This window comes from Ravibacter arvi (assembly GCF_039540405.1).
Taxonomy (GTDB): domain Bacteria; phylum Bacteroidota; class Bacteroidia; order Cytophagales; family Spirosomataceae; genus Ravibacter; species Ravibacter arvi.
Genome location: NZ_BAABEY010000036.1, coordinates 454685 through 472932, shown reverse-complemented (window position 1 = coordinate 472932; position 18248 = coordinate 454685). Strand labels below are relative to the sequence as shown.

The 18248-nt window shown below is 50.0% G+C and carries 14 protein-coding genes; 10 read left to right on the top strand and 4 right to left on the bottom strand.

Annotated elements, in window-relative coordinates; translation table 11 throughout:
- Positions 1–95 precede the first annotated feature (95 nt).
- Both ABD852_RS21620 and ABD852_RS21615 read left to right on the top strand, forming a co-directional pair.
- Positions 96–1337 (top strand): ABC transporter permease, encoded by a 1242-nt coding sequence (locus tag ABD852_RS21620; RefSeq protein WP_345032731.1) that lies wholly within the window; start codon positions 96–98, stop codon positions 1335–1337.
- 64 nt (positions 1338–1401) lie between these two features.
- Positions 1402–1878, top strand: a complete 477-nt coding sequence (locus ABD852_RS21615; protein WP_345032728.1) for a hypothetical protein — start codon at positions 1402–1404, stop codon at positions 1876–1878.
- Between the two features lie 45 nt (positions 1879–1923).
- Here ABD852_RS21615 and ABD852_RS21610 read toward each other — a convergent pair whose 3' ends face one another.
- Complete coding sequence (locus ABD852_RS21610; RefSeq protein ID WP_345032727.1) at positions 1924–2259, bottom strand: translation initiation factor; 336 nt, start codon at positions 2257–2259, stop codon at positions 1924–1926.
- A 118-nt stretch (positions 2260–2377) separates the two neighbouring features.
- Here ABD852_RS21610 and tatC point away from each other — a divergent pair, with 118 nt between their 5' ends.
- From tatC to ABD852_RS21590, 4 genes are all read left to right on the top strand, one after another.
- The gene (tatC, locus tag ABD852_RS21605; protein WP_345032726.1) at positions 2378–3247 is read left to right on the top strand and encodes a twin-arginine translocase subunit TatC; all 870 of its coding nucleotides are present in this window, start codon (positions 2378–2380) and stop codon (positions 3245–3247) included.
- Between the two features lie 127 nt (positions 3248–3374).
- Positions 3375–3752 carry a hypothetical protein gene (locus ABD852_RS21600; protein ID WP_345032725.1) on the top strand — a complete coding sequence of 126 codons (378 nt, stop codon included), beginning with the start codon at positions 3375–3377 and terminating at the stop codon, positions 3750–3752.
- A 100-nt stretch (positions 3753–3852) separates the two neighbouring features.
- Positions 3853–6834 carry a protein translocase subunit SecDF gene (gene secDF, locus ABD852_RS21595; protein ID WP_345032724.1) on the top strand — a complete coding sequence of 994 codons (2982 nt, stop codon included), beginning with the start codon at positions 3853–3855 and terminating at the stop codon, positions 6832–6834.
- 121 nt (positions 6835–6955) lie between these two features.
- A complete protein-coding gene (locus ABD852_RS21590; RefSeq protein WP_345032722.1) occupies positions 6956–8419 on the top strand; it encodes an amino acid permease in 1464 nt (487 codons plus the stop codon).
- A gap of 583 nt (positions 8420–9002) precedes the next feature.
- On the opposite strand, the gene ABD852_RS21585 is transcribed toward ABD852_RS21590, so the two are convergent.
- Positions 9003–9299 carry a hypothetical protein gene (locus ABD852_RS21585; protein ID WP_345032721.1) on the bottom strand — a complete coding sequence of 99 codons (297 nt, stop codon included), beginning with the start codon at positions 9297–9299 and terminating at the stop codon, positions 9003–9005.
- Positions 9300–9450: 151 nt separating this feature from the next.
- Positions 9451–11343 carry an amidophosphoribosyltransferase gene (locus ABD852_RS21580; RefSeq protein WP_345032719.1) on the bottom strand — a complete coding sequence of 631 codons (1893 nt, stop codon included), beginning with the start codon at positions 11341–11343 and terminating at the stop codon, positions 9451–9453.
- Between the two features lie 487 nt (positions 11344–11830).
- Between ABD852_RS21580 and ahcY the strand changes: the two genes are divergently transcribed.
- The 4 genes from ahcY to lolA1 all read left to right on the top strand — a co-directional run bounded on the left by ahcY (position 11831) and on the right by lolA1 (position 17482).
- On the top strand, positions 11831–13144 hold the full coding sequence (gene ahcY / locus ABD852_RS21575) for an adenosylhomocysteinase (protein WP_345032718.1): 1314 nt from the start codon (positions 11831–11833) through the stop codon (positions 13142–13144).
- A gap of 146 nt (positions 13145–13290) precedes the next feature.
- Positions 13291–14322 carry a quinone-dependent dihydroorotate dehydrogenase gene (locus ABD852_RS21570; RefSeq protein ID WP_345032715.1) on the top strand — a complete coding sequence of 344 codons (1032 nt, stop codon included), beginning with the start codon at positions 13291–13293 and terminating at the stop codon, positions 14320–14322.
- 17 nt (positions 14323–14339) lie between these two features.
- Positions 14340–16814: an FtsK/SpoIIIE family DNA translocase gene (locus ABD852_RS21565; protein ID WP_345032713.1), complete on the top strand. Its 2475-nt coding sequence runs from the start codon at positions 14340–14342 to the stop codon at positions 16812–16814.
- A 38-nt stretch (positions 16815–16852) separates the two neighbouring features.
- Positions 16853–17482 carry an outer membrane lipoprotein periplasmic chaperone LolA1 gene (lolA1, locus tag ABD852_RS21560; RefSeq protein WP_345032711.1) on the top strand — a complete coding sequence of 210 codons (630 nt, stop codon included), beginning with the start codon at positions 16853–16855 and terminating at the stop codon, positions 17480–17482.
- A 59-nt stretch (positions 17483–17541) separates the two neighbouring features.
- Here lolA1 and tsaB read toward each other — a convergent pair whose 3' ends face one another.
- Positions 17542–18246, bottom strand: coding sequence for a tRNA (adenosine(37)-N6)-threonylcarbamoyltransferase complex dimerization subunit type 1 TsaB (gene tsaB, locus ABD852_RS21555; RefSeq protein ID WP_345032710.1), 705 nt, complete (start codon positions 18244–18246; stop codon positions 17542–17544).
- Between the last annotated feature and the right edge of the window lie 2 nt (positions 18247–18248).

The window sequence follows — 18248 nt, the reverse complement described above, 5'->3', positions numbered from 1 at the left end:
AAGGCCGCATGAACCATTCATCATGAATTAAATTGCTTTTTTCCTTTTGTTTGCGCAAAATTTGTGCTCTTAGCTGGAAAACCGATATCGCCCGCATGGTATTCATCCGACAAGTCATAGAAAGCTTCATATTCGCCTGGCAGGCGTTAAAATCCAATATTCTCCGCACTACCTTGTCACTGCTCGGCGTTACGGTGGGCATTTTTGCTATTGTAGCGGTATTTACCATCGTCGATTCTCTCGAAAAAAATGTCAAAGAAAGCCTGAAAGAAATTGGCGACCGGGTGGTATATGTACAAAAATGGCCTTGGGGATTCGGTGGAGAATATGCCTGGTGGAAATATTTCAGGTGGCCGGAACCGAACTACAACGAATTCCGCTTCCTGGCAGACAAACTGGAAAATGCCGAAGCGGTTGCCGTGCTTGATGCGCGCGGGTCCATTGACTTCAAACACGGGTCAAACAATGGGAAAGGGAGCGTGTGGGGGATCACCCAGGATTATAACAAGATTTCGGAAATCGAAATTGAGAGCGGCCGTTATTTTACCCCGCTTGAAACCAATACCTCCAAAAACGTCACCATAATCGGTGCAAAAGTAGCCGATTGGCTTTTTCCGGGACAGGACCCGCTGGGGCAGGTTATAAAAATAGCCGGGAATAAATTTACCGTAATAGGTCTCCAGAAGCGCAAAGGAAGCAGTATGCTGGAGTTCAACGGGAAAGCGGATGAAAAATGCTATATCCCCTACGGGGCCTTCGCCAAGTACTTTTCTTCAGGGCGAATGAATGTAGATATCGCCGTAAAAGGTTTTGAGCGGGATCACGGCCTGCAGGAACTAGAGGCAGAAATTACCGGGCTAATGCGTTCCAAGCGTGCGCTCAAGCCCCGTGACGAGAACAATTTCTCCATCAACCGCCCCGATGCGGCCGCAAAAGCTATCGATGGAATGTTCGCCGTACTCACGCTGGCCGGCTGGATAATCGGCAGCTTTTCAATACTGGTGGGCGGTTTCGGAATCGCCAACATTATGTTTGTATCAGTCCGGGAAAGAACCAACCTCATAGGAATCCAGAAATCGTTGGGGGCTAAAAACTACTTTATCCTGCTGCAATTCCTGTTTGAAGCAATTATGCTCAGCCTGGTCGGGGGCCTGGTAGGTGTTCTGCTGGTTTACCTGATCACGCTGATCCCCCTGGGAGAATTCCAGCTCGTGATGAAGGCGGGCAACATCATCCTTGGTCTTGGGGTTTCTTCCCTGATCGGTATGCTATCCGGTCTCATACCCGCCATGATGGCTTCACGTATGGATCCGGTGGTGGCCATCCGCGCCAAATAGCCCGTATTGCAATTCAACAAACTTATTCCGAAGTTAGCAGCCGAAAACCAACCGACTTTCAACGATGCGCAAGTGGACTTTCCTTATTATTTTCCTGGCTCTTTTACTGGGAATCCTGTATTACATCAGTTTCGGTTCCTACAGTGAAGGCCGCCGCGCAGGTTTCGTTTTGAAACTCAGCAAAAAGGGATACGTTTTCAAAACCTACGAAGGCGAGCTCCGTATCGGTGGACTCTATGACGGAGAAGGAACCATGAACGCCACAGAGTGGGCATTTTCCGTAGCCTCGAACAACCAGGAAGCCATCAAAAAACTGGAAGAAGCGATCGCAACCGGTCAACGCGCCTCACTGACTTATGAAGAGAAATTCTTTGTATTACCCTGGAATGGTGATACAAAATTCTTTATCACCGATGTAGAAGTACTCAGATCAGGACCGGGCATTATGCCTTACCAGAATGGCGTCGTTCCCAACCCGGCGACACCCGAAGATACTACGCCCAGGCAGACACCGGCAGACACCACTGCCGTTACCCTGTAACCTGCACGAAACAAAATCCGGTATAAAGCAAAAAAGGCGGACTGGCTAACCACCCGCCTTTTTTGCTTTATACCCTTTCGAGATCAGCCAGGACAGTACTTTGTCGCGGTGATCCCCCTGGACAATGATTTCAAAATCCTTTACCGTACCACCGCTTCCGCACAGCGCCTTCAATTGTTTCCCCAATTGCTCCAGGTCGCTGAGCCTTCCGGCATAGCCGCGTACGACGGTCGCGACCTTGCCTCCGCCCTTTCGTTCCAGCCATATGCGCAGGTCCTGGCTCCCCGGCGGCGGCGTCTCAGATTCGTCCGACAGATCCTCGTCAAAGTTAAAATCCGGATCGGTAGAATAAACAATTCCCGAATGATTTCTTTTCGACATTATTATTCTGTTTTTTCTTTAGGTTATTTTAACTAACAATTTGAATTGAGTAATTTCAACCCCGGAATATACCAAAAACTATTCAGATGGTTGTCTGTGCAACCTTGGTAAGAGACAAATGGCTTCAGATCAGGACTTTGAAAGTGAAATTGATGAGGGTCAGGAAATGACCTTTCTGGAACATCTCGAAGAACTCAGGTGGCACATTATTAGGGCAGTAGGCTCTATTGTAATTTTCGCTATTCTGGCATGGGTTTATCGGGAATGGATTTACGGCGTAGTGATACTCGGCCCCAGCAAACCGGAATTCTGGACCTACCAGATGATGTGTAAAGTAGGACACATGATGGGAACTGACGGCCTGTGCGTAGAGTCTATCAACTTTAAATTACAAAACATCGAAGTGGGCGGCCAGTTTAAAATGGCGCTTACAACCGCAGGTATTGTGGGCTTGTTGTTTGCCTTCCCCTATGCATTCTGGGAGATCTGGCGCTTTATTAAGCCGGGTCTCAAAATCAGTGAGAAAAAAGCAGCACGTGGCGCCGTATTCTTTGTTACGCTCCTTTTCTTTTCCGGCGTTTTATTCGGGTATTATGTCGTCACCCCCCTGGTTATTAACTTCCTTGCCAATTTCACGTTGGATGAATCTATTGTCAATGAATTTAATATCAAATCCTACATTTCGACGATAGCAACGCTGACCCTCGCCTGCGGGGTGGCCTTCCAGTTGCCTATTGTTATTTTTGTATTATCGAAAGCGGGTATCGTTACGCCGGCCTTTATGCGGGAATACCGGAAACATTCCGTAGTAGTAATCCTGATCGTCGCTGCAATTATCACCCCTTCACCGGATATTTTCAGCCAGGTGATCGTCGCATTGCCGCTTTTCCTGCTGTACGAAGTGGGTATTTTTGTATCTGCGCGGGTAGAACGGCAACGCAGAACGGATGATCTTGCCCTGCAAAAAAGACTGGAAGAAGGCGATTAAACCGCGCAGATTTCCGAAAACATAAACCTCTTCACGGCCGGCTTCCCCCTGAATGGAGAAGCCGGCCGTTTGGAATTTTAAATATTTAAGCTAAAATTTGCACCCTAATTATCAAAGAACTCCGGTAATGCCACATACAAAGGGAATAAGGTCCTTTTTTTGCTGGATGGTTGCGACCATCCTGTTGGTGGTATCTATTGGTTTTCCAACGGTTTCCCCTGAAGCGGGGACGAGTTCTCACGAAATTACCCGGCAAAAGGAAGGGAAAGCCGCTTCTGAAACCCCCTCCGAACAAACAGAAGTACGGGCGCTTACGCTGGATGCCGTCGTTATTTCGGTTTTCAGCTTTCACTTTTCGCAATATTTCCTTCCTGCTCCGCAGCTTTCAACAGGCTTTCCTGAACTTGCCAGCGCCATTTTCGCGGCCTGTTTCTCGGAGCCGCTATTCTTCTTCTCCTATTTCCAAAAAGTATTCGGCAAACAAATAGCCGCCAACGCACCCTAGCGCTAAGCCGGCATATGGCCAATCGGCAACCTGTTCCAGGTGGCCTGCTATAGTTGTATTCTCCTTACTAACAAATTGTTCCAATTAAAGAAGTTACCAAATGAGTAATAGATCGGGAGTTATATTTTTCTCCGTCCTGCTCGGGCTAATCAGTATTTACTATCTCTCTTTTACGTTTGTTTCCAAACATTACAAAGACAAGGCGCAGGCTTTTGCCACCGATGCTGAGGGAAAAGTAGACTTTACAAAAAAACAACGCTTTATTGACTCTCTCTGGAAAGAGAAAGTATACCTCGGTCAGACGCTGCAGCAGGTCACAGAAAGGGAGCTTGGGCTCGGCCTGGACCTTCAGGGTGGTATGCACGTGGTAATGGAAGTATCTCCTGCGGACATAGTCAAAGGCATGGGCGGGAACAATGCCAAAGCCGCAGCTTTCCAGCAGGCACTCAAGAATGCCACTCAGGCTGCCGTCAGCAGCCAGTCAAATTATGTGGACCTTTTCGTGAGGGAATATAAAAAGCTGGCTCCGGATGCCAACCTGGCATTGCTGTTTTCCAATAGCGCCAACAGGACCCACATCAATATCAACTCTTCGGAAAGCGAGGTAATCAGCCTTCTTAAGACCGAACTGGACGGGTCGGTCGATCGCGCGTTCAAGATCCTGCAGGCGCGGGTAGACAAATTCGGGGTAGCCAACCCCAATATCCAACGTCTTCCGGGTTCAAACCGCATTTTAATTGAACTTCCGGGTATCGACAACCCTGAGCGCGTACGCCGGCTCCTTTCCGGCGCTGCTAAACTTGAGTTCGCGGAAGTTTATAACCTCAACGAAATCGGGTTCGGACTTGATCAGCTGGGCGCGTTCCTTTTCAAAAAGCAGGAAGCCGAAAGCGCAGCCGCCAAAACGACCGCCGCCACCGCAGCCAAAGATACGACCGCTGCCGGCAGCGACCTTGCCTCACAATTGGCAAAACGCTCCACTACAGATTCTACGGCTACCGATACCAGCGCGATTAACAAACAAAATGCCGCGCTTACCAATCTTTTTATCCCGATATCCAACAGCGCACTTGGCGTTCAGATAAAAGATACCGCAAGAGCCAACGAAATATTACGCAACCCGGAAGTAAAAGCCATGTTCCCGGGCGACCTGGTCTTTATGTGGGACAGGAAAGAAATGAGCGGCGCACCGGGCCAAACCCTGCTCCCGCTTTATTTCATCAAAAAGCCGGGTGGTGTTGCCCCGCTTGAAGGTGATGTGATCGTGGATGCCGTAGGCGATTTTGACCAGTACGGCAAACCCGAAGTGACCATGCGCATGAACGGTGAAGGCGCCCGCAAATGGAGGACCCTCACTGCTGCGAACATCGGCCGCCCGGTCGCTATTATTCTTGACGACCTGGTTTACACCGCGCCGAACGTAAATGGTGAAATCCCTACCGGTAATTCAAGTATCTCCGGGAACTTCACAATTGATGAAACCAAGGACATGGCCAACGTCCTGAAAGCAGGTAAGCTGCCTGCCCCTACCCATATCGTAGAGGAAGCCGTAGTAGGTTCTACACTTGGTTCGGAAGCGGTAACCAAAGGGCTCATTTCTTCACTGGTGGGGCTTATCGTGGTACTTGCATTCATGGTAGTTTACTACAGCAAAGCCGGGTGGATTGCCGACATCGCGCTGTTCATTAACCTTTTCTTCCTGATGGGGATTATGGCATCGCTGGGAGCCGTTCTCACGCTTGCGGGGATAGCCGGTATCGTACTTACCATAGGGATGTCGGTAGATGCCAATGTGCTTATTTACGAGGGGATAAAAGCTGAAATCGAAGAAGGAAAACCTTTCGGGCAGGCAGTTCAGGACGGTTTCAAGGGCGCGCTTACTGCCATCATCGACTCCAACGTAACTACACTGCTTACCGGTTCTATCCTCTTCATCTTTGGTACAGGGCTTGTCCTCGGCTTTGCCACAACGCTCGTGATCGGTTTGATCACGTCGCTTTTCACTGCCATCTTTATCACAAAATTGCTTCTGGATTACCAGGTGCAAAAAGGGAACAAACTGGCATTCGCTTCCGGCCTGACCAAAAACTGGTTCAAAGACACCCAGTTTGATTTCGTCAGCCAGAGAAGGAAATTCTACATTGTTTCCGGGGTAATTCTCGTGATCGGGATCGCTTCGTTCATCTTCAAAGGATTCGGCCTGGGCGTAGACTTCAAAGGCGGCCGTACCTATACCATTCGTTTTGAACAGAATGTCAGCACCGACGACGTAAGGCAGGTTTTCACCGACGCTTTAGGCGAAGCCCCCGAAGTAAAAACGTTCGACGGCTTTGACCAGATCAAGCTGACGACGGACTACCTTATTGAGGACACTTCCGTTGAAGCCGACCGGAAAGCCCAGGACCTGATCGCCGATGCAGCCGCTAAGGTTCCGGGTAACAAGGGTACAATTGTGAGCTCATCCAAAGTAGGGCCTACTATTGCGAACGATATGATTTACTCCGCATTCTGGGCCGTGTTGCTGGCCATTGTGGTGAACTTTGTTTATATCTTCCTCCGTTTCCGCAACCTTGCGTTCGGGTATGCAGCTCTGATTTCTCTCGCGCATGACGTTTTCGTCCTGCTCGTAGTCTTCTCTCTCTTCAACGGCTGGATTCCCTTTATCTCATTGGATATAGACCAGGCATTTATCGGTTCCGTCCTTACCATCATGGGTTACTCCATGAACGATACCGTGGTAATTTTTGACCGTATCCGTTCTTACCTGAACGACCCGAAAAGCAGGAAAGAAAGCATCCCGGTCATTATCAACAACGCCTTGAACAAGACCCTCAGCCGTACGGCCGTAACAGGTATTACGACCATGATGGTACTGGTGGTGCTCATGATCTTTGGTGGTGAAGTTCTCCGTGGCTTTACGTTCTCAATGCTGATCGGGGTAATCGTCGGAACCTACTCGTCGTTGTTCATCGCAGCGCCTATCGTAGTTGATTCACTCCAGCGTCAGCGTGCCAAGACTCCGGAAACGGTTGCGGCGGTTGTGGAAACACCGGCGAAGGCAGCGAAGAAAACAAAGTCTTGATTTGTGAAATAAAAAAGGGGGAAGCGGGTGCTTTCCCCTTTTTTATTTCACAAACCGGACCGTTTACACTTTTTTAGTTAGTTTTATAGACGGCGTACTTTACCTCTAACCAATCTTCAGCATGGCAAACCAACTTTGGGCTAAAAAACCGATCTCGAGTCTCCTGACTGAATCGTCCAACGAAGGCAACCAGTTAAAGCGTACCCTGGGCGCCACGAGCCTCGTCGCGCTTGGAATCGGTGCGATCATCGGGGCCGGACTTTTCTCATTGACAGGAATTGCTGCAGCCGAGCACGCAGGCCCTGCTGTTACCCTTTCCTTCGTTTTAGCCGCGGTTGGCTGCGCTTTCGCCGGACTTTGCTATGCCGAATTCGCTTCGATGATTCCCATCGCAGGAAGCGCATATACGTACTCTTATGCCACGCTGGGTGAGTTCCTGGCATGGATTATAGGCTGGGACCTCGTGCTTGAGTATGCTCTAGGCGCAGCGACGGTGGCCGTAAGCTGGTCGCGGTACCTGCTTGAATTTCTTTCCAATTTCGGCATTCATCTGCCGGCCGAACTGGTCTGCTCTCCCTTTGAAACACTCAAATTAAGCAACGGAGAAGTACTCGACGGCGGGATAATCAATCTCCCCGCCATTTTCATCGTTTGCCTCCTGTCGTTGCTGCTTATCCGCGGTACGCAAGGCAGTTCGTTCATTAACAACCTTCTCGTCGTAGTGAAGGTGGTGGTAGTACTGGTATTTATCGTTTTAGGCTGGAGCCATATCGACCCGGCGAATTACACTCCCTATATTCCGGAAAACACAGGCGATTACCTGCATTTCGGGTGGTCGGGAATCGCTGCCGGTGCAGGGGTAGTATTCTTCGCTTTTATCGGTTTCGATGCCGTTTCTACCGCAGCCCAGGAAGCTAAAAACCCGCAACGCGACATGCCTATCGGAATCCTCGGATCACTGGTCGTCTGCACTATTCTCTATGTTTTGTTTGCGCACGTCATGACCGGCCTGGTGAATTACAAGGACTTCGCCGGCGACGCCAAACCTGCAGCGACGGCTTTTGCCGTAACCGGGTATGATTTTCTCCAGAACGCCCTGATCATCGCCATCCTGGCAGGTTATACCTCGGTAATGCTCGTCATGCTGCTCGGTCAAAGCCGCGTTTTCTATACCATGAGCCGTGACGGGCTCCTCCCGAAATTCTTCTCGGCAGTTCATCCGAAGTTCCGTACCCCCTGGAAAACCAACCTGTTCTTCATGGGATTTGTAAGCATCTTTGCGGGCTTTGTGCCCGTCAGCGACCTCGGGCATATGGTAAGCATCGGGACTTTGTTTGCGTTTTGCCTGGTTTGTATCGGCGTCTGGATCATGCGCGTCAAAAGCCCGGATCTCCCCCGGGGCTTCAAAACCCCCTGGGTGCCTTTCGTACCGCTGATGGGAATTGTAGTTTGCCTGTACCTGATGTACTCTCTCCCGAACGAAAGCTGGGCACGGCTGGCCATCTGGCTTGCACTGGGACTTGTGATTTACTGGTCCTACAGCAAAAAACACAGCAAATTACACCAGGGGAGCGATAACAAGTAAGCAAGGGTTAGTCAGCGCTGCTTTCGGACTTTTTAAATCCGGAGATACCCGGGCTTTTCCCAGATCTTTAAACGCCTTCCTTGCTTTATTTCGTTATGAAGCATTACACCCTATCCATTGGCGTGTAATGCTTTTGCGTATGCTAACCAGGAGCTTTGAGATATTACCATTTATCGCTTTTTGAATGAAATTATCTTGACTTGGTTCAAAAAGCAATAGCAGAGCATGGAAGCATGTCAAGAAAAGAAATAGATGAGTTGCTCTGGATGAAGCTACCCGATTGGATGGACGAAGTTCAGAAAAAAAATAAGGTAAAAAATCTGGTCTATGAATTACGGACTCTGGGTAAAATAAAAAATATGGGGACGTACAGAGATCCCAGTTGGATAATTTCCAAGAAGACAATTTAGAAGAAGACTTAGAAGAAGATTTAGAAGAACAGCATATCAAAAATGCCATTTAGGGCCTATCTAACGACGTTTGGAGTGATCTTTAGAAAACATTTAGAAAAAGAAGAAAAAGTGTTAGCAGAAGATAATTTAACGACGCAGGATAGGGATCGATAGTAAAAATCATATCAGCATCAAATGCCTCGCCTCCGGCGAGGCATTTCTTCTATCCCCAAACCGGTTAGCACCGGGTTAATCATCCTGCGGGAAATCGTCAACCGGAAATAGCGGACATTTTCAACGGTGAAAACTGTCGAGAAAAAACCCTTTTCAGGAATCTGGCGGTATACCGATGAATAGCTGACCGTAACCGGCCACCCATTTGCCTCCAGCACCAGCCGAATGGTATCAACCGCCTTCTTCAGATTAGAAAAATAGGTGTATTCAGCGACGTGCGGCCTGTCCGGATCGACACTTAAAAAAGGCTCCACCTTGACTTCGTATATAGGCTGCTGCTGCACGGTGATAGAGATGAGTGGCTACGCCTGCCTGCAGAAAACCCGAGGCGACAACGTCAAAGCTCCTGCAATGAGACAATCATGCAGGAGCTTTTCCAGGTGATTCAAAGAAAGCAGCCCGGGGTTAATAAGCCCTGACCTTTCTCCCTTCGTAAAAGTTAACAAAAGCGCGGTTTACGGTACGATTCCCGCCTTCAGTCGGATAGTTCCCGGTAAAATACCAGTCGCCTTTGTGCTCAGGGCAGGCAGCATGCAGGTTTTCAACGGTCTGATACACCACTGAAAGCTCGGCTTTCAGGTCATCGGGACGAATAATCCCGGCGATTTTCTCCGAAATCTCTTCGTAGGTAAACGGCTCGTACAACGCCGAAGTAATGTTCCTGGAGCCTGCATTCTTAGAGGCAAGCGCTGAAACACACTGCGTATAGGTTTCCTCTTTGAGGTAATTCATGTCATTTTCCTCGAGCAGTTTCAACATGGCCCGGAAAGCCACGAATTCCTGCATTTTGGACATATCGATCCCGTAGCAATCGGGGTAGCGGATCTGTGGTGCTGAAGAAACAATCACGATTTTCTTCGGACCGAGGCGGTCCAGCATCTTCAGGATTTTTTTCTCCAGAGTGGTACCCCTTACAATGGAATCGTCGATTACCACCACCGTATCTACGCCCTTCCGCACCACTTCATAAGTAGTATCGTAAACGTTGGAAACCATTTCGTCCCGGAACTCATCGGCAGTAATAAAAGTACGCGACTTAACATCCTTCGCCACAAGCTTCTCTATACGGGGCCTGAACGAAAGCACCTTGTCCAGCTCCTCCTCAAACAGAATCCCCTGGACAATCGCCTGCTTCCGTTTCTGGTAGAGGTACTCTTCCAGGCCGTCTATCATCCCGAAGAAAGCTGTTTCCGCTGTATTGGGGATATAGGAGAAGATCGTATTTTCGAGATCGTAATTAATTTCTTTCAGAATCTGGGGGATTAACAATTTCCCCAACATCTTACGCTCGTTGTAAATATCCGGATCAGTAGCCCGGGAGAAATAAATGCGCTCAAACGAACACGGCCTTTTCTCCCGCTGAGGCAGTATAGGAACTTCCGAATACCCGCCGTACTTATCAATAATAAGGGCACTGCCGGGTGTAAGCTCCCGGATTTCATCGAAATCAACGTTAAACGCTGCTTTAATGGCCTGCTTCTCGGAAGCTACTACCACCACCTCGTCATCAGCATGATAAAATGCCGGGCGAATCCCTGAGGGGTCCCGGATAACGAATGCAGCCCCGTGGCCCAGCAATCCGGACATTACGTACCCGCCGTCAAAATCGCGGCAGGACCGATGCAGCACACGCTGGATGTCAATGTTATCTTCTATGACGTCCGAAAGCGTGGGATTTTCGAAAATTCCTTTGAACCGATCGAATACCCTTTGGTTTTCCTCATCCAGGAAATGACCGATCTTTTCCATCACGGTAACCGTGTCAACCGTGTCTTTGGGGTGCTGTCCCAGCGATACCAGCTTATTGAACAGCTGGTCTACGTTGGTCATGTTAAAGTTACCCGCCATGACCAGGTTCCTGCTCCGCCAATTACTTTGACGCAGCATAGGATGACAGTTCTCAATCTCGTTGGCGCCGTGTGTACCATAGCGCAGGTGACCGAGCCATAGCTCCCCGGTGAAGGCAACGTTTTCCTGGAGCCATTTGGCGTCAAAAGTCTTGCTTTTGTTTCCCTTAAGAGCTTTTCGGAACTTTTTGTGTACTTTTTTGAAAATCTCGTTGGTAGGCTGAGCGCCTACTGATCTGTAACGGCTGATGTAGCGTTTGCCCGGGGGGACTTCCATTTTGATGTTGGCCACTCCTGCTCCGTCCTGCCCCCGGTTTACCTGCTTTTCCATCATCAGGGAAAGCTTGTATGCCGCATAGAGTGGCGTTTGGTACTTATCAATAAAATACTGATAAGGTTTGCGTAATCGAATCAGTGCGACTCCGCATTCATGCTTGATAGCATCGCTCATGGTTAACGCATACTAGTTTCTAATGCAACCCGAAGATGGACGGCCCCGTCCTCTCCATGACTGTAACGAATAACTGGAAAACCTGTTGTGTGTACAATTAGTTCGCCAATGTGACCATAAAGTTACGAATATTGAAAGCAAAGAAGAGATATAAATAAGGGGAATACTTTCCCGGCGTCGGGCCCCGATTTCCACCCCTAAAAAAAGCCTCAGAAAATCTTTGTATACACCTATAATCGCCGGCTAAATCCCTTACGCAGCCCGCCGCTGCTCCCGCGTCGGCGGCACGTCAAGACAATTTATCTAAAGCACGTGATTTTGCCGCGCAACGCCCTACAAAAAAGTTATGGCAGGCAACGACAATAGTGATAATATCTAAAAATTACCCAAATATCCAACTAATCATCTATCTCACATACACCAAGACTATAATATTACTAATTTTACATTTTGAATAGCATTCACTCAAATACAAACGAAAAACATTATGTCAGTAGCCACTGAATACGTGCCTTTCAAGGTGAAAGATATCTCCCTGGCTGAATGGGGACGGAAAGAAATAGCACTCGCTGAAGCTGAGATGCCGGGATTGATGGCCATCCGTTCCGAGTATGGCCCTTCACAGCCATTGAAGGGAGCACGGATAGCAGGATGCCTTCACATGACGATTCAGACCGCAGTTCTGATCGAAACACTTACCGCCCTTGGCGCCGAAGTCACCTGGTCGTCATGTAATATTTTCTCTACCCAGGATCACGCCGCTGCCGCAATTGCCGCAGCAGGTATTCCGGTTTACGCCTGGAAAGGGATGAACGAAGAAGAATTCAACTGGTGTATTGAGCAGACCCTCTGGTTTGGCGAAGCGCGCAAACCGCTTAACATGATCCTGGATGACGGCGGCGACCTTACCAATATGGTTTTTGACGTTTACCCGGAACTTATCGACGGCATCAAGGGACTTTCGGAAGAAACCACTACAGGTGTACACCGGCTGTATGAACGCCAGAAAAAAGGGACTCTGTTCCTGCCTGCCATAAATGTCAACGATTCGGTGACCAAATCGAAATTTGACAACAAATACGGATGCCGGGAATCACTTGTGGATTCCATCAGAAGGGCAACCGACCTGATGCTGGCTGGGAAAGTAGCAGTAGTTGCCGGCTACGGCGACGTAGGAAAAGGCTCTGCCGAGTCTCTGCGCGGAGCCGGCTGTCGCGTACTCGTAACTGAAATCGACCCGATCTGTGCGCTCCAGGCGGCTATGGACGGGTACGAGGTAGTTACCCTCGACGAAGCCGCTTCCAGGGCTAATATTTTTGTAACCGCTACCGGGAACAAGCGTATTATTACGGAAAAGCACTTCAAAAAAATGCGCGATAAAGCCGTTGTATGTAACATCGGTCACTTCGATAACGAAATTGATATGGCGTGGCTGAACGCCAATTACGGCCAGACGAAAAACCAGATCAAGCCCCAGGTAGATATTTTCAACGTTGACGGCAAGGAGATCATCATCCTCGCAGAAGGCCGCCTCGTTAACCTGGGCTGTGCCATGGGCCACCCGTCGTTCGTTATGTCCTGCTCATTTTCTAACCAGACCCTGGCACAAATCGAGCTTTGGAATTATTCCGAAAAATATCAGAAAGAAGTTTACGTATTGCCGAAAATTCTTGATGAGAAAGTTGCGGCCCTGCACCTTCCGCACGTCGGCGCCAAGCTGGAAGTTCTGGAAGCTGACCAGGCAGAATACATCGGTGTATCCGTAGCGGGCCCCTTCAAACCGGACACTTACCGTTACTAGACACAAATAGTATATTTCCTTTAAGAGCGCCTCCCGGGGCGCTCTTTTCTTTTTACGCTCATCCCCGCCGGGAATCCACTCCGGCTCAAAAATAATTACCCGCCCTTTTTGGAGTCCCCACTTCTATTATTCCTAATTTTGTTCTCATGTACAAGCACCTGGTTCTCCCCCTACTTTTCAACATGAATGCAGAAAAAGCGCACGGTTTTGTTACCGGCATTCTGCATTTTCTATTCAGGATACCGTTTATCAAATCCATCTTCAAGCGCCTGTATTCCTTTGAGCATCCCGCTCTTGCGGTCACCGTTGCCGGGCTCACTTTTAAAAATCCCGTCGGACTGGCAGCCGGCTTCGACAAAAATGCGGAACTGGTGGATATAATGGAAACACTCGGGTTCGGCTTTGTGGAAATCGGCACGGTTACCCCGAGACCGCAGCCCGGAAACGAAAAACCGAGGCTTTTCCGCCTCAAACCAGACAAAGCGCTGATCAACCGGATGGGCTTTAATAACCGCGGAGTTGAAGTAGCTGCCGCGCGATTGAAATACCGTCAGTCTTCCATTCTCGTAGGGGGCAACATTGGAAAAAACAAAGATACACCCAACGAGAAAGCATTGGACGACTATATCTACTGCTTCAATAAGCTATATGATTTCGTCGATTATTTCGTTGTCAATGTGAGTTCTCCCAATACGCCCGGCCTCCGGGAGCTACAGGAAAAAGGCCCGTTGAAACAACTTCTGACCGCCGTGCAGCAATTGAACGCAGCCCAACCCGCTCCCCGTCCCGTTTTCCTCAAAATCGCCCCGGATCTGACAATGGCGCAACTGGACGATATTGTGGAGATTGTCCTGGAAACCAAAATCGCCGGCGTAATTGCCACCAATACCACCATTTCGCGAAGCAACCTTAAAACCGCGGCATCCGCAATTGAAGAAATCGGCGCAGGCGGGCTGAGCGGTGCGCCCGTTGAGCAAGCAAGTACCGATGTCATTCGCTATATTCGTGAAAAATCGTCCGGGGCATTCCCGATTATCGGAGTGGGCGGCATATCTTCCGTTGCCGGCGCCAAAACCAAATTAGCGGCAGGCGCATCCCTCCTCCAGGTCTACACAGGTTTTATCTACGAAGGTCCTGGCCTGGCGAGCAGAATTTGTAAAGGACTTGTCAAATCATAAAGAACGTTTGCGCTGCAATGTCTGAGAGAAGAGAAAGAGGGAACAGTACCCGGACCAGAAACACGCAGGCTCCGAAGCCCGGTGGATTTTCGGTAAGGGGTATTTTCTATGGTGAAAACAGGCCGCTGTTCTGGGGCGCGATTCTATTGACACTGGGCTTGTTAATGTTTATCGCGTTTTTATCGCACGTCTTTACCGGCAGCAGCGATCAAAGCGCAATCGACGGCCTCTGGACCGACCAAACGGTCAGGCAGGCCGACAACGCCCTGGGGCTTTGGGGCGCCGTCATCTCGCAGGTGTTTGTCTACCGGTGGTTCGGGATCGGAGCGCTTCTCATCCCGATTATCCCCATACTGGCCGGCTGGACGCTTCTCTCGGGAGAGCAACGCCTTCCCCTCGCCACCATATCCCGGCATGTGGTTTTTTACACCCTATGGATAAGCCTTCTCATGGGCTATTTCGTGATGATGAGCGAAAGTCAGGCCACATGGGGGTTTCTTTCCGGCGGTTTCGGCTATGAAGCCAACCTCATTCTTTTTACTTTCCTGAAATGGGGCAGCTTTATCGTTATTCTCATGGCGCTCTTTTTCTTTGCGCTCTCTGCCTACGACATCACATCGCCGGGCTTTTTGAAAAACCTTCCATTGCCCGATTTCAGGCGCAGGCATTCCGACTCGCCGGAAGAAGACCCGGAAACAGAAGCATCGCCGCGCCCGCTTTTTACGCCCGGCAGCAACTCTTTCGAACCGAGCGAACCTGTACCGGCCCGTGCGCCCTTTATTATTTCGTCTACCAAAAACGAACCGCCTTCGCAGCCAACCGGCCCTGCATTCGAAGTATTGCATGAAGAAATTCCGGCAATTGAGCCTGAGCTGCCAAAAGGCCCTCTGGAGCTTGAAATTGAGGAAGAGCAACCCGCTGAGCCTGTCGTAGCGGAGGAAAAAACACTGAGCGAGGAACTTGTAGAAGAGTTCGGTGAGTATGACTCTACCCTCGACCTTCCTACCTATCGGAACCCCGGGGTTGATTTACTGGCCCTTCCGGACGACAATCCCCAGGAGAAAGTTTCGCATGAAGAACTGGAGGGTAATAAGAACAGGATCGTCGAAACCCTCGGCAGCTATGGCATCCGTATCGCTAAAATAAAGGCTACTATCGGCCCGACCGTCACGCTTTACGAGATTATACCGGAAGCCGGCGTCCGGATTTCCAAAATCCAGAGCCTTGAAAAAGACATCGCCCTGAGCTTATCCGCTCTGGGGATCAGGATCATCGCACCTATGCCCGGGCGTGGCACAATCGGGATTGAGGTTCCCAATAAGCGGAGAGAGACGGTTTATATTCGGTCGGTCTTCAGCAGCGACCGGTTTCAGAAAGCGACTTATGACCTCCCCATTGTTTTGGGTAAAACTGTCTCCAACGAGATCTACGTAGCTGACCTCGCCAAGATGCCGCACCTCCTGATCGCAGGGGCTACCGGGCAGGGAAAATCCGTCGGGCTGAACGTTCTCCTTGCGTCGCTTATTTACCGGAAGCACCCGTCCCAGCTAAAATTCGTGCTGGTTGATCCTAAGAAGGTGGAGCTGACGCTGTTCAACCACCTGGAAAGGCATTACCTGGCCAAGCTCCCCAACAGCGACGAAGCCATTATTACCGACACCAAAAAGGTGATTTACACGCTGAACTCCCTCTGTATCGAGATGGACAGCCGTTATGACCTGTTGAAGGAGGCTGCAGTACGAAATCTCAAAGAGTACAATGCCAAATTCGTCGAGCGGAAGCTCAATCCTCAAAAGGGGCACCGTTTCCTTCCTTTCATCGTATTGGTTATCGACGAGCTGGCCGATCTTATGATGACGGCCGGGAAAGAAGTCGAAACACCCATAGCCCGGCTGGCGCAGCTGGCGCGGGCCGTAGGAATTCATTTGGTTGTGGCCACGCAGCGTCCCTCGGTGAAAGTCATCACTGGTTTGATCAAAGCCAACTTCCCGGCGCGCCTGTCGTTTAAGGTAACTTCCAGCATCGATTCAAGGACCATCTTGGATGCCGGCGGTGCGGAGCAGCTGGTAGGGCACGGCGATATGCTGTTGTCGCTCAACTCGGAAATGCTCAGGCTTCAGTGTCCCTTTATTGATACCAAAGAGGTAGAAGCCATCTGTAATTTCGTTGGCAACCAGCGCGGCTACAACGAAGCCTATGCCCTGCCTGAATTCGAAGGCGACGATACCGGAGAGTTAAAAGAAGACGTCGATATCAACAGCTTCGACCCGCTGCTGCCAGACGCCGCACGACTGGTGGTTACTCACCAGCAAGGCAGCACGTCGCTGATTCAAAGAAAAATGAAACTGGGCTATAACCGCGCCGGCAGGATCATGGACCAGTTGGAAACGCTTGGAATAACCGGTCCCTTCACCGGCAGCAAGGCCCGAGAAGTACTTTTCCATGACCTGGACAGCCTTGATTATCATCTGAAGACAATGGGGCTTGATTAAACCCCGTTGTATCACGCCTGTCCAACAAAAAAAAATCCATGTCAGCAAAAAAGCTTTTTCTCTTACTCATGTTTTTCTCCGGTGTCGCTTCGGCACAGGATGAAAAAAGAGCCCTTTCTATCCTGGACGAGATGAGCAGGCGCTACCAGGCTTACAGTTCGTTCAAGATCAACTTCACTTACGCGCCCGCCGGCGGCCGGCCGGCAAGAGGCGAGGCAATTGTGAAAGGACAAAAGTTCAGGCTGAAAATGGCCGACCAGGAGATCGTTACCGACGGCAAAACGATTGCCACGTATATCCCGGAAACCAATGAAGTAACGCTGCAGGCGTACGATCCGCAGGAAATCGGCGACCTGAGCCCGGCGCGCATTTACCTCGCCTATAAAAAGGGATATAAAAATGCGTTTACCGGCGAAACGAACGCAAACGGCCAGACCTTTGAAAACATTCGCCTGACGCCTACCGGCAGCAGTGCGCCGATTTCCAAAGTTGAATTGAAGATAGGCAAGCAGGATAAGGCCATTAAAGGCTGGAAAGTTTTTGCGAAAGGAAGTGATACCATGAACTTTGATGTCACCGGATTTCAAGCCAACCCCGACCCCGCAGATGCTGATTTTACGTTTAGTAAAAAGCTCTTCCCGGGAGCCGAAATCGTTGATCTGCGGTAAATCCTGCGGTTGCACCTTTCATTTCCCGACGTAGCAGGCCTTGCGGCCGGGCGGTATGATCAGGCTTTCTGTTTGGTCATAAATGCTTTGAGGTAGTAAGGCTCAAAAGCCGCGGCATCTTCAAAACGACCGGCCAGAAAGTGCCCGTAAGCCAGGTCGCCTACCTCCGATGCCCGGGGGTGGATAACATCGGGCCAAAACCGGGCATTTGGATGCTTGCCGAGTACAGAGCGGCATTTGTCCGCACCATCACCCAGGAAAACCACCTGTCTTTGTTCCAGGAGATGACCGAAGGAGTTCTCATCGACAATTACGGGCCGGGTGCCCTCAATCTCTGTTCCTTTCTCATCGAACACCGCCGCATACACTTCCATTCGGCGTGCGTCAATCATCGGGACGAGCAACACCTCGTTGCCTTCGCCGAGTACCTGTCGGGTAGCCTGCAGGCTTTTCCGCACCTGTACCGCCATCGCTTCGAGCGTATTCACCGCCACCAGGGGCTTGTCAAGGGCAAAACACAATCCTTTTACCACCGAAGTCGCCACCCTCAGGCCGGTATATGACCCCGGCCCCATCCCGAGCGCAAAGGCATCTACCGACGCGAGCTCTATCCCGACTCCTTCTACAGCCGTCCGGACGAGTACCGTCAGCATCGACGAGGCTGATTTTTCAGTAAAATTATTGACAGAAAAAAGTTCACGACCATCCTGACGGACGGCCACAGAACAGTATTTTGTTGAAGAATCTACACTTACCAGGTACAAAA